This is a genomic window from Psychrobacter sp. UBA6291, from assembly GCF_002439405.1.
GTDB lineage: Bacteria > Pseudomonadota > Gammaproteobacteria > Pseudomonadales > Moraxellaceae > Psychrobacter > Psychrobacter faecalis.
The window spans coordinates 1-19,560 of sequence record NZ_DJUD01000064.1 but is presented as its reverse complement, the minus strand read 5'-3'; the positions used below and the strand labels follow the sequence as shown (position 1 = coordinate 19,560).

The following is a 19,560-nucleotide window of genomic DNA, read 5'->3' as shown; positions in this document are numbered from 1 at the left end:
CGCGCCAATGGTAGTGTGGCCCCGGCCATGTGAGAGTAGGTCATCGTCAGCTCTCTATTCCGATTACCCCCTTACGTGAATGCGTAAGGGGGTTTTCTTTGTTGATGAGTTTTAATATTTATTATATATATTTAAAATGTTTAAAAATCGCTATGATACAAGCCTTATATAGTGTATCGATATTAATTTTCATTAACTATATCTACTACAATGGGAAGGGAACAATATGACATATGGAGCACAGTTGCTATCTTTATCCATGGAAAAGCTACCATTACCAAAATCTAGTATCCCCTACTCTGATTTATCTATTCTTATACCAATTAAAGATATTCATACATATGAATATGAGCTAAAGAAGTTAGCTCAAAAATTACCCTATGGAACGAAATCTTGGCCGAGTTTTGGTCAATATGTTGAAGATAGGTGTAGAGTAGTAGTTAATGAGTTCCAACACCAATTAGAATATTGTGAACGTGGAAGTTATCGAATCATAAATAATTGTGAAAACATTATTGATTTAAGTTATCAGATATTAAATATTGCCTTTCCTAGTCTGACACCCTCTGCCTTAAAAGTAGCAAATAGTCTAGATCAAACTATTGACCAACGATTGATCCTTTGGCTGGGTATGAGCTCAGAAATATTCTACATGTATACTGTGAATAAATATTTTGGTATACGTATGTTAAATGCCAATGTCACTTGGATGTGTGAAGAGCTTGTTAGAATGGAGGTTTTTGAAAACCCTTTCACTGCACTTCATAGCGAAAAGTATATAGTACAAGGGCTAATGCTAAGTGGTTTACCACAGATCATGGCCTCAAAACTTTATAAAGAGTTATTAAATGAGTGATAGTATACTGTTGATATATAAATTATATCGTTCAATATATTTTTGAATCTAAGTGGTTATTAAATAACTCTTCCTAATTGTATTAAAAATTTTGATTTACTGTTTTTCGTATGAGAGAAAACTATGACAACCTCAAAAGTAACCTATCAAGGTAACCTACGTACTACCGCCATCCATCTGCAGTCGAACAATGAAATCATTACCGATGCGCCGACTGATAATCAAGGTAAAGGTGAAGCGTTTTCACCGACTGATTTATTGGCAACCAGTTTAGCAAGTTGTATGCTGACGATTATCGGTATCAAAGCGCGTGATATGGAAATCGACATTGCAGGTACTACCGCTGAGGTGACTAAGATAATGGCTGCTGAGCCAAGACGTGTCAGTGAGATACATGTCGAGATCACTTTTAATCAAGAGTTAGATGACAAGACGCAAAAGATATTTTATAACACTGCGCTTACTTGTCCGGTTGCGAAAAGCATTCATCCTGATATCATTCAAAGAGTGACTATTAATACAAAAAACTAGTAACCTCTATAAAGGTGATTGAAATGGCTAGCAAAACCTTACTTATTGTCGCGCATGCGCCATCACCGAATACCAAAAAACTAGCGCAAGCAGCCTACGATGGTGCCAATCACACCGATATAGATATCAACGTCATACTTAAATATCCTCAAGATACGCAACCTGAAGATGTGTTGGCAGCCGATGCATTATTATTAGGCACGACTGAGAACTTGGCTTATATGGCGGGACTGACCAAAGACTTTTTTGATCGCTGTTATTATCCAGTTTTAGAGAAAAAGCAGGGCATGCCGTTTGCGCTGTATGTTCGCGCAGGTCATGATGGTACGGGTACCAAGCTTGCCATAAAGACCATTACCACTGGGTTGCGCTGGGAATGGATTCAAGAAGCGCTGATTTTACAAGGTGATTGGCAAGAGGTATTTACTGAGCAAGTCGAAGAGTTGGCGATGACACTGGCAGCTGGGGTAGAAGCGGGCATTTATTAATAAGGTGTTTTTATGGTTAAGGATAACTTAGGTAATATAATTTCTAATCTACCATTTTCTCAAGCTTGCGAAAATAATCAGCAGCCAATACTAGAAGTCTTACAGCAAGAGTTAAAAAATTCGCATCATGTCTTAGAAGTGGGTTCAGGAACGGGGCAGCATAGTGTCTATTTTGCGCCACGTTTGACGCATTTACACTGGCAGACCAGTGATGTGTACGCCAATCACGCCATTATCAATGCTTGGCATGCTGCGTATCCTGCCCCGAACTTATATGCGCCGCTAAGCTTTGACGTAGCATCTGATTCAATACCGATAAATAAGACTATCAATGCACCTTACGATGCGGTATTTACCGCCAATACTCTGCATATTATGTCTTGGTCGCTGGTTACTCGATTATTTGAAGCGGTTGGTGATATGCTACCTTTAGAGGGTAAGCTCATTATTTATGGGCCCTTTAACGAAAATGGCCGTTATAGCAGTGAAAGTAATCGTCAATTTGACTACAGTCTTCGGCAGCGTGATAGCAACAGCGGCATTCGTGCTTTAGAAGACATCACAGCAGTGGCAGGAAAACAGCATTTATTGCTAATAAATCGCTATAAAATGCCCGCCAATAATGAGATATTGGTTTTTCAGAAGAGCGCTGACATGCCGTAATATTTTAAAAGTATATTTTAAAAACTCACTCCTATCTTCTAAGTCATTCTAATCATATTTATCCGCCAAAACCTTAAAGTCCTTTTTATAGCGTTTAACCCTTCATACATAGCTGCTCATCAGCTTTTTCTGTCTTTATCCTCATCATCATTTCACTATAAAAACGTGTCTGCAAACAGACGTGATTTGGCTGATGCGTAACCAAAAATCAACACGCTTAACGATATATGTGACATACCTACGGCAGATTTTGAGTAATATAATTGATGAGCTTATCGATGCTGTCATGTATCAATGTCTAACAGCTTTCTCATCTATTAAGAAACAATCGCGCTGAACACAGACAATTAAACGACATCTGAAGTCAAAGCTATCTCTAAGGATATAAAACTGTGTTAGTGCTTATTTGGTGGGCTATCTGTAGTCCATTTTACTCATTAGCTAGGATATTTTATGAAGAAGAATATTGATCATACCGACCCCGCTAAAAATATGAATACCGAACGTGGTAATGGCGGTGAAACGCATCAGCGTGCCGATGGTGATATAAGAGCGATGACCACTCAGCAAGGTGTTGTCATTTCTGACAATCAAAACTCGCTTAGAGCCAATACTCGTGGCCCCACGTTATTAGAAGATTTTGTTTTACGCGAAAAAATTACGCATTTTGACCATGAGCGTATTCCTGAGCGTGTGGTGCATGCGCGTGGTAGTGCCGCCCATGGTTATTTTGAGCTGACCGAATCATTAGAAGAGTATACGACAGCGAAAATTCTTACCGAAACGGGTAAGCAGACGCCTTTGTTTACCCGTTTTTCTACCGTAGCGGGTAATAAGGGCTCAAAAGATACGCCGCGTGATGTGCGCGGTTTTGCGGTGAAGATTTATACCGAAGAGGGTAACTGGGATATCGTCGGTAATAATATGCCGATTTTCTTTATTCAAGATGCGATGAAATTCCCTGATTTGGTACACGCGGTGAAACCAGAACCAGATCGCGGCTTTCCGCAGGCGGCCTCTGCTCATGATACCTTTTGGGATTTTGTCTCGCTTAGCCCTGAAACCATGCACAATGTCATTTGGCTGATGAGTGACCGCGCGCTACCGCGTAGCTTTGGTATGATGGAAGGCTTTGGTATTCACAGTTATCGTTTTATTAATAAAGATGGCAAGAGCACCTTTGTACGTTTCCATTGGAAACCAGTCCTTGGGGTACAATCGCTGATTTGGGATGAAGCAGTCAAAATCTCGGGCGCCGATCCTGATTATAATCGCCGTGATTTATTTGAAGCGATTAATAATGGCGATTATCCAGAGTGGGAGTTCGGTGTTCAGTTATTTACTGAAGAAGAAGCCAATGAGTTCCCATTTGATCACTTAGACGCGACCAAACTGATTCCAGAAGAATTGGTACCCGTGCGCATCGTAGGTAAAATGGTACTCAATCGCTATCCAGATAACTTCTTCTCTGAGACTGAGCAAGTGGCTTTCTGCCCATCGCATTTGCCACCGGGCATCGACTTTAGTAACGACCCATTATTGCAAGGCCGCTTATTTAGCTATCTAGATACGCAGCTGTCGCGTTTGGGATCACCAAACTTTGCGCAGATTCCGATTAATGCGCCAAAATGTCCGTTTGCAAACAATCAGCAAGACGGTCATATGCAAATGCAAATACCGAAAACTCGTACTCTGTATGATCCACAAAGTTTAGATCCTGAGCGCCCACGTGAAAGCGTAAAAAAAGGCTTTGAGTCGTTCCACGAGCAGCTAGATGATGGCATTAAAGGTCGCGTGCGCGCTGAAAGCTTTGCGGACCATTATAGTCAACCGCGTATGTTTTACCGTAGCCAGACGCCAGCTGAGCAAGCTCATATCGCTTCTGCTTATGCGTTTGAGCTTGGCAAAGTAGATACCCCGCATGTACGAATACGAATGCTTGGTCATTTAGTGAACATTGACGAAGACTTGGCAAATCGTGTGGCAACGGCATTAGGAATGAAACTACCAGAAGCAATAGAACCAGCAGCGCCAGTACAAGATTTGCCAACCTCTGAGCCATTACAAACCATTGGTCGTACGCCAAAGAGTTTAAAGGCACGAATGATTGGGATTTTAGTCGCAGAAGGCTCAAAGCATAGTGAGATTAAGAAATTTGAAGAGGCGGCTATGGCAGAGGGCGCGCGCGTTAAGATTGTGGCACCAAATAAAGAAGTCACTTTAGATGATGGCACTATCATACAAGCCGATGAGCGTGTCTCTGGTGGTCCGTCAGTCATGTTTGATGCCGTGGTTAGTATCATTATGCCAGATCAAGCGAAGAAGCTGGCTAAAGACAGCGCAACGTTGGATTGGTTCAATGATGCTTATGTGCACTGCAAAGCGATTGCTTATTGCGGCGCGACCGATGAGTTTATCTTAAGCAAACTACCCGTTGAAAAAGATGCGTTTGTGACGCCACTCGCTGAGATTGATAGCTTTATTGAAAATGCCAAATCACGTTTGTGGGAGCGTGAGCCAAAGGTACGCGACTTGGCTTAATTGACATTTAGCTTATTAACTCCCTCTTTTAATAATAAGGAACTCAGCCGCTGCGCTGGGTTTTTTATTGGGTAACGTTTTAAATATCCTATTAATACGTTATCAGCGATTTATCTCTAGTCACAAGCGTTCACTCAAAGACATTTATTTTAGGATAATGGGCGTTATACTAAAGGATAGGTTTTTATCGTATTAGCAATAAAATTAATAAATCATTTGTGAATAAATTATAAGAATGACAAGAAAAGCGGTCAAGGAAGATAAATGAGTTTATGTCAAATTGTACGTTTGGATGGCTATATTCAAAGTAGCTATCTGGCGGTTTATCCAGATAAATTAATGCTATTGGACGGCGGTTGTCGCCCTGATGTGGCGCTGGTGTTGGGTTATATTAAAGATACGCTAAAGCGTCCTATTACTGATTTAAAAGTAGTGGTCGTTACTCATATGCATCCAGATCATGCCGGCGGCGCGCATAAGCTTAGAAAAGCGACTGGTTGCTTGATTGTCTCGGCTGCTAGAGAAACGCAGTGGTATAGCGGTATCGGCGGGCAAGTCATGCATTTGATTGATTTGGGTTTAGCTCACTATGTGGCCAAGCGACAAAGACGTCCTTTTAAAAGGCTATGGTATCCTGCGCATCTACAGCCTGATTTGACGGTCAGTGATGGCGATACCATACTGCATTTCGATGATTGGCAGGTGTTTGAAACGCCAGGACATACAGATCGTGATTTATCCTTATTTCATCTGCCAAGTCGTGAGGTCTATACCGCCGATTTAATCATCAAGCTGCGCCATAAGTTTGTCGCGCCATTTCCTATTTATGATCCCAAAGTTTATATCCAGTCGCTACAAAAGGTAAAAGACTTACAACCATCGAACGTCATGATGGCGCATGGTTGTGAGTTGGGTATCGATGCCACTACTTTTGACAGTCTAATTGCGCAAGCGCCTAAGCATCGGCGCACCATTAAAGATACCATTAAATATAAATTGCTTTGGCGCCAAGATGATGGCTTTAGCCTCCGTAAGCGTAAACGTTGAAAGCAAAAAACGTTTACGCTATAAACTAAAGTTTCACCAAAATAAAAAGCGCATAAAAAAAAGCCCAATCATTAAATGACTGGGCTTTTCTAAATATGGTGGGCCGACCGCGACTCGAACGCGGGACCAATTGATTAAAAGTCAACTGCTCTACCAACTGAGCTATCGGCCCTGAAGAGTGTATAAAAAAGCACTGCTTTTTTAGCTCTACAAGAGAATCTTACTTATTAGGTAAAATTCTTAAAGCTTAATTTCTTTATTTATGGATTAACCAATAACAAAAGAGGCAATAAGCTTGTTTACCCGTTTAGATTATTTGTATCTCTAAACGTGAGAGCACATTATATATATAATTATGACAATTACAACCCCGAATGTTAAAAAAAGTGCAAATCTGTGTAAATTAATCCTATTTTTTTAAATTTAAGCGTTAATTGACTTTTAGAGACCTTAGGATTTTATAATAATTACGTTTTGAGAGCCATTTTCACCCTCGTTTTTTAACGCTACCCGTTAACTTTAATCATAAAATTATTCTAATCTCTAGATAGTGCTTCTACGGGATCTAATTTGGCAGCGTTACGAGCGGGCAAAAAGCCGAAAACAACCCCAATCAGCGTCGAGCAAATAAAGGCGGCAATAATAGATGTTGGTGAATAAATGACTTGGAAGCTGTCACCACCAACACGATTGATGATTTCACCGATGGCAAACGCCAGCCCAATCCCCAATAGTCCGCCTAAAATACAGACCAAAACGGCTTCAATGAGAAACTGCTGCATGATATCGCTTTGACGGGCACCAACGGCCATCCGTACGCCAATCTCATTGGTGCGTTCGGTTACTGATACCAGCATGATGTTCATGACGCCAATACCGCCGACGATTAACGAGATAATAGCGATAGAGGATATCAGCAAGGTCATTGTTGCGGTGGTCGCTTCAATAGTTTGGCGAATCGAGTCGGAGTTGCGTATGCGAAAATCATCGGTGCCATGCCGACCTATCATAAGATCAGAGATAGCAGCTTCAGCGGCGGCAGAGGAGATATTGTTATCAATCAGCGCGACAAAGCTTTCAATATAAGCGCTGCCTATCAGCCGCGACATCATGGTAGTGTAGGGCATATAGAGCGTAGGCGAATCAACGCTACGACGAAAGCCGCCATCGTTTGGCTCTAAGACGCCAATAACGCGCCCAGGAACGCTGCCTATGAGTAAGACTTCGCCAATCGGATTGGCATTGTCGGGGAAAAAGGTTTTATTGGCATTATCATCGATAATAATATCTTGGGTACGGCGTAAGATACTTTGTTCATCGAAACCTTGACCTAGAGCTAACTTTTCACCGCTGACATCAAGATAGTCTTTACCAACGCCGCTGATACTAGCAGCTTCTTGGATATTACGATAGCGGACGTTCATATTGCTATTGAGCTGCGGGCTGACACTGACCACATACGGCTGGTCAGCGACCGCTTGGGCGTCTTGCGGCGTTAGATTGTCATCGTTGTACTGCCGCCTAGGGTCGCCGTAGGGGTAGCCATCGGTGACGGTGATGGTATTGGTACCTAAAGAGCTGATATTGGACAATATCTGCTCTTGAGAGCCTTTACCAAGACCGACGACTGATACCACCGAAGCAATACCAATGATAATTCCTAACATCGTCAATAAGGTGCGCATTTTATGGGCGCGCATGGCAAGTAAGGACATTTTAAACGCTTCAAATAAGCGGTCGATAAAGCTGCTAAACGCGCTTTTACGGTGCTTATCTATGACAGCGGCTGGCTGTGGTTCTGCATGCTGATAATCTTCGTTTTTATAGTCGGCAATGATATATCCGTCTTTGATTTCAATGACACGCTCAGCTTGAGCGGCAAGGCTAGGGTCGTGGGTGACCATGATGATGGTATGACCTTGGGCATTTAAATCTTTGAGGATTTGGACGACATCTTCGCCCGATTTACTATCAAGCGCACCCGTTGGCTCATCGGCTAAGATGATATCGCCGCCATTCATTAGTGCCCTTGCGATAGAGACACGCTGCTGCTGCCCACCTGAAAGCTGACTTGGACGATTATTGACCTTGTCACCGAGTCCTAAGTCTGACAATAGCTTTTCGGCACGCTCGTTGCGAACTTGTCCATCCATCCCTGCATAGACTGCTGGTACAGAAACGTTGTCGCGGGCGTTGATATCACCCAATAGATGATAGCGCTGAAAAATAAAACCGAAGTGCTCACGGCGTAGTTTTGCCAGCTCATCGGCATCTAAGCGGCTGACCGATTGACCAAATATTTTATAGTCGCCCGCCGTTGCTTGATCTAAGCATCCCAAGATATTCATCAAGGTGGATTTGCCTGAGCCCGATTGACCAATGATAGCGACCATCTCACCTTGATTGATGGTCAAATTGATATCATGTAAGACGCGAATGGTCTGCTCGCCAGCTGGAAATTCTCTAATCAAGCCTTTGACTTCCATCAAAGGCTGATCAGTGGCATTAAGCGTCGGGTGTTGATTACTCATTTGCTATCCTGCTTATCTCAAATCTTAAGTCATTATCAAAGCCAAAGCTAATGTACTGTTGGCATCGATTTATTTAAATATTCTTAGCAAACTTTAAATACTAGAAGGGTCGACCGCCTCTGCCACCTTTACCGCCTTTGCCTTTATCAGCACCTTCTTCGCTTAATATGACTTCATCACCTTCTTTTAGACCGCTTAATATTTCCGCATTAACTCGGTTATTGATACCGACTTTGACCGTTTGCTCAACGACTTCACCATCGGCTTTAAGGACACGTACCATCGCCATGGTTGCACCAGAGTCATTATCTGGGCGAGAGTTCTTATCAGCATTTGTGGCAGTATTAGCAGTAGCTGCGCCCTTCTTAGCATTGCCAGACCTGCGAGATTTACCAGCAGGCTGCAGGGCAGCAGAGGGAATAAGTAGTGCATTTTTTGCTTGATTGATGACGATATAAACTTGCGCGGTCATATCGATACGAAAGCGGCGCTCGGTATTAGGGACTTCAATATAACCGACATAGTAGATAGCGGCATCGGTCGAGCTGGTGTCGCTGATTTTCTCAGGAGCGGGTTCGATTGCTTTGAGGGTCGCGTCGTATTTTTGGTCGGGATTGCCGATGATATTAAAATAAACGGGCAAGCCTGCTTTGACGTTAATAACGTCGGCTTCAGAGATTTGCGCATTGATACGCACAGTTGATAAATCCGCTAAGGTCACAATGGTTGGCGCAGTTTGATTGGCGTTGACCGTCGTCCCTTGCTCAGTGGTCACCGATACCACTGTTCCTGACATCGGCGCACGGATGGTGGTATAGCTTAAATCTTCCTGCGCAGTGCTAACGTTGGTTTGAGATTTACGTAATGCTGCCTGTTGGCTGTTGATATTGGCCTCAGTTGTTGCAATCGCTGCTTTTGCGGTATCGATAGCAGCGCGGGCATTGGCGACTGATGCTTGTGCGGTGGCAACTTTGGTCGCTTGCGTATCGTAATCTTGCTGTGATATGGCATCGATAGCCAGTAAACCTTGCAAGCGTGAGAAATCTGCTTGTGCTTGCTTTAATTCAGCTTGACGGCTGGCAAGATCCGCTTGCGCACTTTTTAGACTCGCTTGACGGCTTAGCGACTCGGCACGCGCGCTTTGTAATGCCGCTTCACTTTGCTCAAGGCTCGCTTGCTCATTACTTAAATTATTCTTTTGCGTCACCTGATCAATCTGCGCAATTAAATCGCCTTTTTTGACTTCATCGCCGACGTCGACAAACAGCCGCGTTACTTCACCAGATACCTGCGCACCCACATCGACGGTATTTAACGCCTTTACTTTACCCGATGCCATAACGTTATTTTCGATATCGCCAATCTCAGCGGTCGCCGTTAGATAGTTGGGTGTGGTGTCTTTTGGTTTAAAGGTTTTGTAGGCTAAAGCCCCTAAAGCTACGATGACAAGGGCAATGACGCCCCATTTAATAGCAGACTTTTTGCTCATTTTGCGCATGACAACAATCCAATCACAGTTAAATCAAGTGTAGCTATAGTAGAGGCTTGGCGACCAAAAGGGAATGGCAATTAGTTTGCGAAACGTTAAGAGGAAGAATTGTAGCGGTAATAATTATTAAATTTTAAACAAAAAAATAACCCTATACAGAGGGTTAAATAAGAAAAAATGATGAGTTGTTTAATAATAAATGCTTTAGATGATGACGCGGGACAGGAAGACGTTTTTTTGCTTGCTTGCCTGATAGTCTAATGGGCTTTAAACAGACGTTGCCCTGATAGCTCAAGCGCTGCTTGTAATAATAACTCCCACGCTGGTTGGCGCACCAAACCCTTAATCGCTTGGTCACATTTATAAAGCAATGCTGGCCAAGTGGCTGTTTGAGATTTTGAGTGGCGGCGGCACGCTTGCTGATATAGGCCTTGTTTGCTACGCCAAATGCCAAGTGCTTGCGGGTCTTGTCCATCCATTAGTTGTATAATCTGGCGCATGTCTTTACTAATTGCCCATAAAACCAAAGTGGTTGGTTCATCAGTGGCTTTAAGTTGAAAGATAATTTTGGCAACTTGGGCGCTATTGCCAGCAAGCATGGCATCGGATAAATCGAACACACTAAACTGCGCATCACTGACCAATGCCGCTTGTAAATCATTAATATCTAATGCCACGTTTGTCAGAGGCTGGCTAGAAGGGTTTTCATGACTAGTATTTTTACTATCAACCTCTGCCATCAATTGCGGCGCAAATAAATACGATAGCCGCCACAAGGTTTGATAGGCACTAAGCAGATGATGTTCGGTATGTGACATCAAGAGTTGCCAAGCTTCTTGCGATAAGGTTAAGCCAAACTGCTGGGCTTGTATCTGCAATAACTGCTGGCGCTGCTGCTCATTATATAAATTGCAATCGATAACGTGACCGTACTGCGCAAACGGCGCAAACCATTTACTGGTCTGTGCGCGTTTGTCTTGCTTTGGTGTGAGCCATAACAGGCTATGACTATGCGCCCCTGTCTGCGCATCGACGGCAAAACGTTCAAGCTCGGCAATAACGGCTTTATCAGGTTTATGGTTGCCTGTTACGATAAGCGCGCTTGCATCATCGAATAAAGACTGACTGACAAGCTCTGACAACACTTCTTGCCAACTCTTCACTGATACCAGCTCGATACGCTTAATAGCGTAATTCTGTGCGCGCCAATGCGGACGCAGCGCATCGATAAGCCATTGACTGAGTAACGGCTCATCACCGTGCGCCAACCACAAGCCCGCTACTGCAACGGAAGGCTGTAGCAGTTTTGGATAAGCTTGTATAAAGGTATCTTGCATAGAGAGAATGACACAAGGTTATGAATAGGTGATTAAAGCTGGTTATATTTAAACGCTTTAAACAGAAAAGCGTTTAAATCAAAGTGTTTAAATATAGCCAGCTTCAATAAGGATGTTTTTAAAAACTTAATTTTTAAAACTAAATATAGCAATATTAAGATTGCGGTACGATAACAACAGTAGATACTGAGCCTTTACCATTTTGCATAGCTGATTTGGTGCTATTAGGCGCAACTTTAGGCAGCGCAATTGCCACATATTGATCGGTAATTCGGCGTGCTAAACTATCGTAAAGCCAATCACGAATTTGATCGCCCTGCTGATCATCGGTACTTACCGATGCTTCGTTATACTGGTAGCTACGCTCAACTTGGATAGGGTTGGTTAGTGTTATCGGTTTGCCATTTTCTACACTTTGATAGCTAACATCAGCTGACATTACCAAGCGAATCTCTGTTAAGACGCCAACTAACTCGTAACGCTTAAAGCGGACATTGTTCACGGTGATTGCCGCAATAGGTTCAGCGTCTGCTTTTTGGTTATTGTTAGCGACATCTGCTAAGGTCATATTATCAATAACCTCGACCCCTAACGCTTTTAAGCGACTGACGAGGGGCAGTTTTAATGGAAATGAGGTGCGATTGTCTTCGATAATCACCGCGGTTTTGTTGACGTCAAACAACATCGGCGCATCATAGCCGCGTAGCTGAAAGCCGCAACCACTAAGACTAGCACCTGCGCCCAAAACTGCAAACATTGGCAAGGCGGTCAGTAGCATCGTTGCCAGTTTTTGCGCGCTTGATTTATAAGTCATGGTGCTTTGTCCGTCTGATTTTGCTTGCTGTGCCTGCAAAGCTCGGTGCTTATACGACATAATCGCTATCCTTATTTTGATAAGAAGACCCAAGAAAGAGAGTTTGAAAACGCCATGATTGAAGTCGCAGCGTTTAAAAATCTAACCCTTAAAAGGTCTAACCTGCCACCACGATATTAACCAGTTTGTTCGGTACGACGATTTCTTTTTTAATCTCGCCAGTAAGGAATTTTGCCACGCCTTCAAGCGCTTTTGCTTGCGCTTTTAGCTGCTCAGGATCGCTATTAGGTGCGACATCCATTTTGCCGCGCATTTTACCGTTCACCTGCACCACCATTGTAATCATATCTTGCACGAGAGCGCTTGTATCGACTTCTGGATAGCCTAGGGTAACGGTATCCATACCTAATTGCTCAAGCAAATGCTCACCGATGTGCGGCGCGTATACCGAGAGGATAATCAATAAATCAATCAAAGCTTCATGCTGTACTTGCAAGTCTTGCTCGCCGTTTGCTTTAAAGTTAGCAAGCTCATTGGCAAGCTCCATTAAGCTAGAAACTGGCGTATTGAGTGCTAGGCGTTTGCCCAAATCACTGTCAATTTTGCCAATCGTTTCATGGGTTTTACGGCGTAGGGCTTTGGCTTCTTTGCTTAAGCTATCGGTATTGAGTGCTGCATTATTAAGCTGCTCAAGGCTTAAATTGGCATCAGCAAGTGCTTGCATATGCTCGGTCGCAATGCGCCATACTTTTTTAACAAAGTTATAAGGGCCTTTTAGCGCATCATCTGACCATTCAAGGGTTTGGTCGGCAGGCGCAGTAAATAGCGTATATAAACGAACGGTATCCGCGCCATATTTATCAATGGTAAGTTGTGGGTCGACGCCGTTGTTTTTTGACTTCGACATTTTTTCGATTTTACCAATCGTCACTGGCTGACCGTCAGATTTCAAAGTCGCTTTAATCGGCTGACCGCGTTCGTTATAGTCGATATCGATGTCTTCGGTGAAGTAATAAGTGGTACTGCCATCGGCATTGACGCGGTAGAAAGTACCAGCAAGTACCATACCTTGGGTCATCAGATTGGCAAATGGCTCATCGCCTGATACCAAGTTTTCATCGCGCATGAGCTTATGGAAGAATCGCGCATAAAGCAAATGCATAACCGCATGCTCGACACCGCCGATATATTGGTCGACCGGCAACCATTTATTAGCAGCAGGTTTGTTGACCATGTTGGTCGTATCGTGCGGACTGGCAAAGCGCGCATAGTACCAGCTTGATTCGACGAAGGTGTCAAAGGTATCGGTTTCGCGCTCAGCAGGATTGCCACATTTTGGACAAGTGGTATTGACGAACTCTGGGATATTTTTTAATGGATTTCCGCGGCCATCAGGGACGACGTCCGTTGGTAGCACCACTGGCAAATCTTGCTCTTCAACCGGCACCGTACCGCAATGCTCACAGTTGACCATGGGGATAGGACAGCCCCAATAGCGCTGGCGAGAAACACCCCAATCGCGCAGACGGTATTGGATTTTTTTCTTGGCAAGCTGTTGCGGTTCAAGCTTCGCTAGCATCGCCTCAAACGCTTGCTCGAAGTCCATACCATCAAATTCGCCTGAATTGACTAAGGTATTGCGCTCGGTATAAGCGCGGTTACTTTGCGTATTATTGGCTTTGGCATCGGCTTCTACTTGATCTAAAAAGCCAGCAGGAATGTCAATCACTTGTTTAATAGGCAAATTGTATTTAGTCGCAAACTCGTAATCGCGCTCATCATGGGCAGGAACCGCCATCACCGCACCCGAGCCATAGCTCATCAGTACATAGTTGGCAACCCATACTGGTACTTCTTCGCCAGTGAGTGGGTGAATGACGGTCAGACCAGTATCCATGCCAATTTTTTCAGCTTTAGCCAAATCTGCTTCAGCAACTGAGCCTTTTTTACACAGCGCATTAAACTGGGCAATCGCCTCATCTTGTTCAGCAGCATATTGTGCCAATGGATGCTCGGCCGCAACGGCGACATAGGTGACGCCCATCAAGGTATCAGGACGCGTCGTGAACACATCTAAGGTATTGGTTTCGCCTGCCAGCTCATAAGGGAAATGGACTTCCATACCGGCACTACGACCAATCCAGTTGCGCTGCATGGTCAGTACTTCAGATGGCCAGTGACCTTCTAGTTGATCTAAATCATCAAGCAGTTCATCGGCATAATCGGTGATGTTGAAGTAATACATCGGGATATCGCGCTTTTCGACCATTGCGCCACTACGCCAGCCTTTACCGTCAATGACTTGCTCATTGGCTAAGACGGTATTGTCGACTGGATCCCAGTTGACGGTGGCAAGCTTTTTATAAACCAAGCCTTTTTTGTATAACTGCAAAAATAACCACTGCTCCCACTGATAATACTCAGGGCTACAAGTGGCAAATTCGCGTGACCAATCAATAGACAAACCAAGCAATTTAAGCTGTGCGCGCATGCTATCAATATTGGCAAATGTCCATTTGGCAGGCGGCGTCTGATTGGCAATTGCCGCGTTTTCTGCTGGCAGACCAAAACCATCCCAACCCATTGGCTGCATGACCTCATAGCCTTTTAGGCGATAATAACGGCTTAGCACATCAGAGATGGTATAGTTACGCACGTGACCCATATGCAGCTTACCGCTTGGGTAAGGGAACATCGACAGCATATAGCGACTTGGCTTGTCACTTGGCTCGTTGCTGACTTCAAAACGCTTGTCAGTTGCCCATTTGGCTTGCTGCGCGGCTTCAATAAGTTGCGGCTGATACTGGGCGTTATCGATAGAAGTATTATTGGTATGGGTAGTATTAGCAGTTTCTGCTGTCACGGCGTTGCTCATAGTTGGCTCGGAATAGGTTATTACAGATAAATTGGGTAAAATTTTACAATGCCATAGCATAGCGTAATTTGGCAAAAATTGCGACGATATGATAGAGCGTTTACTCACCGTAAAGGCGATAAATCTGCAAAGTGAATACGCTTATGACTGTTTTCGTCGTCATAAACCAAATGCTCATCATTGTTAGGTATAATAAACAAAATAACGATCATTGATTTGGAGTTTCTATGACCCTCACCATTTACGGTATCAAATCTTGTAGCACCATGAAAAAAGCCTTTACCAAACTTGATGAGCTAGGCGTTAGCTACGATTTTCATGACTATAAAAAACAAGGCATTGATAAAGATACAATACAGCGTTGGGTCAACGAGCTAGGCATCGATAAAGTGCTCAATAAGCGCGGTACCACATGGCACAAGCTAGAAGACGCTCAAAAGCAAGCGGCCGATAGCGATGTGGATAACGCCATTGATTTGCTTATAGAAAATACCAGTATGATTAAACGTCCGATCGTTGAAGGTCAGCTGGCAGATAAAAATAATGGTCAGCCGATACTGTTATGCGGTTTTGATGCAGCTGAGTTTGATAAAATTTTTTCGTAAAGGAAACTTTTTACCAAGTGCAAAAGTCCGAACTTAAATGTTAAGCTCGGGCTTTTTTATACTAAAAATTATCACAGCTCGCTAGCTCATTGATGAATCTAAGTCACGGCTAATCAAGGTGCCGACGCCTTCGTTGGTGAAAATCTCGAGCAGCGTGGCATGTGGCACACGACCATCGACAATAACCGCGCTTTTTACGCCGCTACGTACCGCGTCAAGCGCACATTGAATCTTAGGAATCATACCACCTGAGATAATACCATCTTCAATAAGACCATCGACTTTCTTTGGGGTCAAGCCAGTGACCACTTCGCCATCACGGCCCAACACTCCTTTAATGTTGGTCAATAGCATCAGCTTTTCTGCTTGCAAAAACTCTGCAACCTTACCGGCGACCAAATCAGCGTTGATATTATAAGTGTTGCCCTCAGAATCAACCCCAAGCGGGGCAATAACAGGAATAAAATCAGAGGCAATCAGCATATTAATCACGTCTTTATTAACGCTGACCACATCACCGACGAAGCCCAAATCAACGGGTGCCGCTACACCATCTGCGCCAATTTTTTCCATCATTAGTTTTTTAGCTAGGATTAAATTGGCATCTTTACCCGTCAGACCAATCGCGCGCCCACCGTGCTTATTGATTAAGCTAACAATCGATTTATTGACGCTACCGCCGAGCACCATCTCAACGATATCCATCGTGCTTTTGTCAGTCACGCGCATGCCGTCGATACGATCAGATTGACGACCAAGCTCTTTTAACAAATTATCGACTTGTGGACCACCGCCGTGTACGACCACAGGATGCATGCCAACTGTTTTTAATAGGACGATATCACGGGCAAAGGAGCTTTCAAGCGCAGGGTCGGTCATGGCATTGCCGCCGTATTTGACGACGATGAGCTTATCAACAAAGCGTTGAATATAAGGCAGCGCCGTGGTTAATACTTCTGCGGTAATTTTGGCTTCATCCAAATTAAGCGTCATGACAAGCTCCTAAAAGACAGGGTTAAGCGGTGGATTGATTGAGAGTTTTTGTTTCTCTTTGGCGTTCTCTAATAAGGCGTTTTCTAGTAAAGTTAAGGTTAAATAATACCTATTCAGGAACAATAGCCAAGATTTGCATCGCTAGCGTCTTGTTAAAGGGGCGGCATAAAGCGGCAAATCTCGTTTGAATATCGATAAGATCGTCGATGCTATCACCAGCAAAGCGCACGGTCAGATTTTGACTGGTATTTGATTGGCGCAATACGCCAAACCCGCGCGCAAAATCTAAGCGCACGCCATCGATACAGCTAAGCTTGGTGCCCACTGGCAATAGCGTTTGCGCCTGCTCTAAAGTAGTAGGTTGGCTTTGCTGCGAGCACGTACAAAGGGACGGCGCACAGCTAATGATTGCTTGTGGGTCAGGTTGGGTAATAAAAGCAGCTGATGTCGCGTGAACCAATTGCTGTAAATACTGACAAAATCTTGCCAGTTGCTGCACGATAGAGCAGTCGTTAGCTATAGTTTTTGGTAGCGGTAAATAATGGTCAGCGGTACTAACGATAACGGGTAAACCTTTAATAATATCGGCTAGGCTTTTTGTACGAGTTGACTGAGTACCTTGAGATTTTCCCAACCAATGCAGCAATCGTAACGCCGCATACATGGCGTCATCGTAAAGTATAAAGCGGCTATCATTAAAAATAAAATGCCCAGATAACTCGCCAGCAAAGATTATTCGACCGCCAGACTGCTGCATTTGTTGGCGCATGAGGCTGCTACCAGTTTTGCTAAGCATAGGCGTGGCGCCAATTTCACTGATAAGCTTGGGCAGATGATGACAGCATTTAATATCAAAGAGCACTTGCGGGTATGGTCGCGAAGTCTTTAAGGTTTGCGGGCGCTCAATAACCGCTATTTTTGCTAATAAATACAGCAAATGGTCGGGCGTGACGACTTTGCCCCGATTATCGACCACCATTAACCGATCGCCATCACCATCAAAGGCGATACCGATATCTGCCTGATGCAGAAGTACGCTTTGCTGTAACTGCTTAAGACGCTGCGGCTCAGTTGGGTCCGGATTGCCAGTAGGAAAATTACCGTCTGGCGTATCATTCAACATGATGATATTTTGGCAAAAATGGTCAAATAAAGGCTTGGCGATATTGCTGGTGGCGCCATGCAAACAATCAATAACCACCACTAAATCAAGTTTGGAGGAGGGTAGTTGGCTACCTTCTTTAGTTTGGTTAAGAAGCTGATTGTTATGTTGATGAATTTGCTTAAAGACTTGCGTAATGGCGTCGCTATAAGCGCTTGTGACTTGATTAGCAGGTAACTGCTGTTGTTTATAACGCACAGGCTGGTCATTGGTTTTTACAGACGAATTTTGCGAATTATAACTAGCTAGTTGTTGATATAACGTTTGAATATCGGCGCTACTAGGCGAGATATGATTGACGAGCCATTTCACTCCTAAAATATCTTTAGCAGAATGGCTGGCAGTGACAATAATGCCATGCCCCTGATATTGCTCCGCCCAAAAAATCATCATTGGCGTGGCAACAAGTCCTAGTTGGATGACTTGTAGACCATGCTGAGACAAGATATCAGCAAATATTTGCGCCATGCTACCACTACCGTCACGCACATCATGACCAACAACGACAATGGTTTTTTCGTTAGTGCTTCGGCTACTATTTTCGCCAATATTTTCTCTATAAATGCTTGGCTGAGCTTGATAAAGATACGCAAAAGCATTTCCCAAGGCATGAATAAAATCATCGGTAAAATGCTGGCGCGACCCACGAATATCATAAGCACGAAATAAGGAGTGCTGCGCAGCAAAAGACGGCATCGCTTACTCTCCTTATAGTCGTGATAAATGGGCTAGTGGTGAATGAAAAATCGCTGATTATTGTTATTGCTGCGATTGATGCTAAATGAAAATCCAATGATGCTTAATGTTTAATGCTTATATTCAATGCTACTGACGACCAGAATGGCCAAAACCGCCCGCACCGCGCGCACTGGTATCACTAAATTCTGCCACCACTTCAAACTCCGGACGGGCCACTGGTACAACCACATATTGCGCCATACGTTCGGCAGGATTTAGCACAAAATCTTCATTGCTGCGATTCCAAATACTAACCATCAGCTCACCTTGGTAATCAGCATCAATCAAGCCGACCAAATTACCCAAGACGATACCATGCTTATGACCGAGACCTGAGCGCGGTAAAATCATGCCCGCAAAATTGGGGTCTTGGATATACACCGCAAGGCCAGTGCCAATCAAATGCGTGGCTCCCGCTTTAATGGTCAAAGGTTCGTCAATGCAAGCGCGTAAGTCGATACCTGCGCTGCCATCGGTAGCACGCGTCGGTAGCGAGAACGCTTTATCTTCAATAATTTTAGGGTTTAATACTTTAACTTGTACAGCTTGCATAACGCACTCACTTAACGATGTAATGGTTGTATAAACAGAATGAATCACATTTTTAACGATTAGGTTTTAAATGCTTAACAACAACTATTATTGACATACTCCCACCACTTTCGCTAAGCTCAAGTGGGGGATTCTAAAAGCGTTAGCGCTTAGGCGACTTTCTCACGAATGTCACAAGTTTTCTGTTTCAACGGGCGACCTTTACCGCATCCTCCCTCCGCAGACAAAACGGCATGTCCTGCCGCAAGAATATTTTTAGCTGCATTCACATCAGCATTTGCTTTATGCCCGCATTTGACGCACTCAAACTTAGCTTGGGTTTGTCGATTTTCTTTAGC

At 43.9% G+C, this 19,560-nt stretch carries 16 protein-coding genes and 1 tRNA gene; 7 read left to right on the top strand and 10 right to left on the bottom strand.

Annotation, left to right across the window (positions count from 1 at the left end):
- Nucleotides 1-226: 226 nt before the first annotated feature.
- From B3R91_RS10880 to B3R91_RS10855, 6 genes are all read left to right on the top strand, one after another.
- Entirely contained in the window at nt 227-856 is a 630-nt protein-coding gene (locus B3R91_RS10880) for a hypothetical protein (protein ID WP_286797619.1), read from the top strand.
- 123 nt (nt 857-979) lie between these two features.
- Entirely contained in the window at nt 980-1,387 is a 408-nt protein-coding gene (locus B3R91_RS10875) for an OsmC family protein (protein ID WP_286797617.1), read from the top strand.
- Nucleotides 1,388-1,410: 23 nt separating this feature from the next.
- Nucleotides 1,411-1,875, top strand: a complete 465-nt coding sequence (locus B3R91_RS10870; RefSeq protein ID WP_286797616.1) for a flavodoxin family protein — start codon at nt 1,411-1,413, stop codon at nt 1,873-1,875.
- Nucleotides 1,876-1,887: 12 nt separating this feature from the next.
- Nucleotides 1,888-2,538, top strand: coding sequence for a DUF938 domain-containing protein (locus tag B3R91_RS10865; protein WP_286797615.1), 651 nt, complete (start codon nt 1,888-1,890; stop codon nt 2,536-2,538).
- Nucleotides 2,539-2,991: 453 nt separating this feature from the next.
- Nucleotides 2,992-5,079, top strand: a complete 2,088-nt coding sequence (locus B3R91_RS10860) for a catalase (protein WP_286797614.1) — start codon at nt 2,992-2,994, stop codon at nt 5,077-5,079.
- A gap of 264 nt (nt 5,080-5,343) precedes the next feature.
- On the top strand, nt 5,344-6,126 hold the full coding sequence (locus B3R91_RS10855) for an MBL fold metallo-hydrolase (protein ID WP_068408093.1): 783 nt from the start codon (nt 5,344-5,346) through the stop codon (nt 6,124-6,126).
- A gap of 96 nt (nt 6,127-6,222) precedes the next feature.
- Here the strand turns inward: B3R91_RS10855 and B3R91_RS10850 are convergent.
- The 6 genes from B3R91_RS10850 to leuS all read right to left on the bottom strand — a co-directional run bounded on the left by B3R91_RS10850 (nt 6,223) and on the right by leuS (nt 15,172).
- Nucleotides 6,223-6,298: transfer RNA gene (locus tag B3R91_RS10850), tRNA-Lys, on the bottom strand.
- 364 nt (nt 6,299-6,662) lie between these two features.
- Nucleotides 6,663-8,657: a MacB family efflux pump subunit gene (locus B3R91_RS10845; RefSeq protein ID WP_286797613.1), complete on the bottom strand. Its 1,995-nt coding sequence runs from the start codon at nt 8,655-8,657 to the stop codon at nt 6,663-6,665.
- 100 nt (nt 8,658-8,757) lie between these two features.
- Entirely contained in the window at nt 8,758-10,155 is a 1,398-nt protein-coding gene (locus tag B3R91_RS10840) for an efflux RND transporter periplasmic adaptor subunit (protein WP_286797611.1), read from the bottom strand.
- Between the two features lie 248 nt (nt 10,156-10,403).
- Entirely contained in the window at nt 10,404-11,483 is a 1,080-nt protein-coding gene (locus B3R91_RS10835) for a DNA polymerase III subunit delta (protein WP_286797610.1), read from the bottom strand.
- 154 nt (nt 11,484-11,637) lie between these two features.
- Nucleotides 11,638-12,357 (bottom strand): hypothetical protein, encoded by a 720-nt coding sequence (locus B3R91_RS10830; protein WP_286797609.1) that lies wholly within the window; start codon nt 12,355-12,357, stop codon nt 11,638-11,640.
- 97 nt (nt 12,358-12,454) lie between these two features.
- The gene (gene leuS / locus B3R91_RS10825) at nt 12,455-15,172 is read right to left on the bottom strand and encodes a leucine--tRNA ligase (protein ID WP_414707565.1); all 2,718 of its coding nucleotides are present in this window, start codon (nt 15,170-15,172) and stop codon (nt 12,455-12,457) included.
- Between the two features lie 227 nt (nt 15,173-15,399).
- Here leuS and B3R91_RS10820 point away from each other — a divergent pair, with 227 nt between their 5' ends.
- Complete coding sequence (locus B3R91_RS10820; RefSeq protein ID WP_286797608.1) at nt 15,400-15,777, top strand: Spx/MgsR family RNA polymerase-binding regulatory protein; 378 nt, start codon at nt 15,400-15,402, stop codon at nt 15,775-15,777.
- Between the two features lie 81 nt (nt 15,778-15,858).
- Here the strand turns inward: B3R91_RS10820 and argB are convergent, their stop codons facing one another.
- The 4 genes from argB to B3R91_RS10800 form a co-directional block, all read right to left on the bottom strand.
- Nucleotides 15,859-16,770, bottom strand: coding sequence for an acetylglutamate kinase (gene argB, locus B3R91_RS10815; RefSeq protein WP_102077404.1), 912 nt, complete (start codon nt 16,768-16,770; stop codon nt 15,859-15,861).
- 109 nt (nt 16,771-16,879) lie between these two features.
- Complete coding sequence (locus B3R91_RS10810) at nt 16,880-18,628, bottom strand: phosphomannomutase (protein ID WP_286797607.1); 1,749 nt, start codon at nt 18,626-18,628, stop codon at nt 16,880-16,882.
- A 129-nt stretch (nt 18,629-18,757) separates the two neighbouring features.
- Nucleotides 18,758-19,222 (bottom strand): dUTP diphosphatase, encoded by a 465-nt coding sequence (gene dut, locus B3R91_RS10805; protein ID WP_068406547.1) that lies wholly within the window; start codon nt 19,220-19,222, stop codon nt 18,758-18,760.
- 149 nt (nt 19,223-19,371) lie between these two features.
- Nucleotides 19,372-19,560: zinc ribbon domain-containing protein (locus tag B3R91_RS10800; RefSeq protein ID WP_286797606.1), on the bottom strand; the 189-nt coding region annotated here is incomplete at its 5' end.

Excerpts from the sequence above, each read along its gene's own strand:
- B3R91_RS10880 (WP_286797619.1), top strand. The coding sequence starts at position 227 with ATGACATATGGAGCACAGTTGCTATCTTTATCCATGGAAAAGCTACCA.
- B3R91_RS10875 (WP_286797617.1), top strand. The coding sequence starts at position 980 with ATGACAACCTCAAAAGTAACCTATCAAGGTAACCTACGTACTACCGCC.
- B3R91_RS10870 (WP_286797616.1), top strand. The coding sequence starts at position 1,411 with ATGGCTAGCAAAACCTTACTTATTGTCGCGCATGCGCCATCACCGAAT.
- B3R91_RS10865 (WP_286797615.1), top strand. The coding sequence starts at position 1,888 with ATGGTTAAGGATAACTTAGGTAATATAATTTCTAATCTACCATTTTCT.
- B3R91_RS10860 (WP_286797614.1), top strand. The coding sequence starts at position 2,992 with ATGAAGAAGAATATTGATCATACCGACCCCGCTAAAAATATGAATACC.
- B3R91_RS10855 (WP_068408093.1), top strand. The coding sequence starts at position 5,344 with ATGAGTTTATGTCAAATTGTACGTTTGGATGGCTATATTCAAAGTAGC.
- B3R91_RS10845 (WP_286797613.1), bottom strand. The coding sequence starts at position 8,657 with ATGAGTAATCAACACCCGACGCTTAATGCCACTGATCAGCCTTTGATG.
- B3R91_RS10840 (WP_286797611.1), bottom strand. The coding sequence starts at position 10,155 with ATGCGCAAAATGAGCAAAAAGTCTGCTATTAAATGGGGCGTCATTGCC.
- B3R91_RS10835 (WP_286797610.1), bottom strand. The coding sequence starts at position 11,483 with ATGCAAGATACCTTTATACAAGCTTATCCAAAACTGCTACAGCCTTCC.
- B3R91_RS10830 (WP_286797609.1), bottom strand. The coding sequence starts at position 12,357 with ATGTCGTATAAGCACCGAGCTTTGCAGGCACAGCAAGCAAAATCAGAC.
- leuS (WP_414707565.1), bottom strand. The coding sequence starts at position 15,172 with ATGAGCAACGCCGTGACAGCAGAAACTGCTAATACTACCCATACCAAT.
- B3R91_RS10820 (WP_286797608.1), top strand. The coding sequence starts at position 15,400 with ATGACCCTCACCATTTACGGTATCAAATCTTGTAGCACCATGAAAAAA.
- argB (WP_102077404.1), bottom strand. The coding sequence starts at position 16,770 with ATGACGCTTAATTTGGATGAAGCCAAAATTACCGCAGAAGTATTAACC.
- B3R91_RS10810 (WP_286797607.1), bottom strand. The coding sequence starts at position 18,628 with ATGCCGTCTTTTGCTGCGCAGCACTCCTTATTTCGTGCTTATGATATT.
- dut (WP_068406547.1), bottom strand. The coding sequence starts at position 19,222 with ATGCAAGCTGTACAAGTTAAAGTATTAAACCCTAAAATTATTGAAGAT.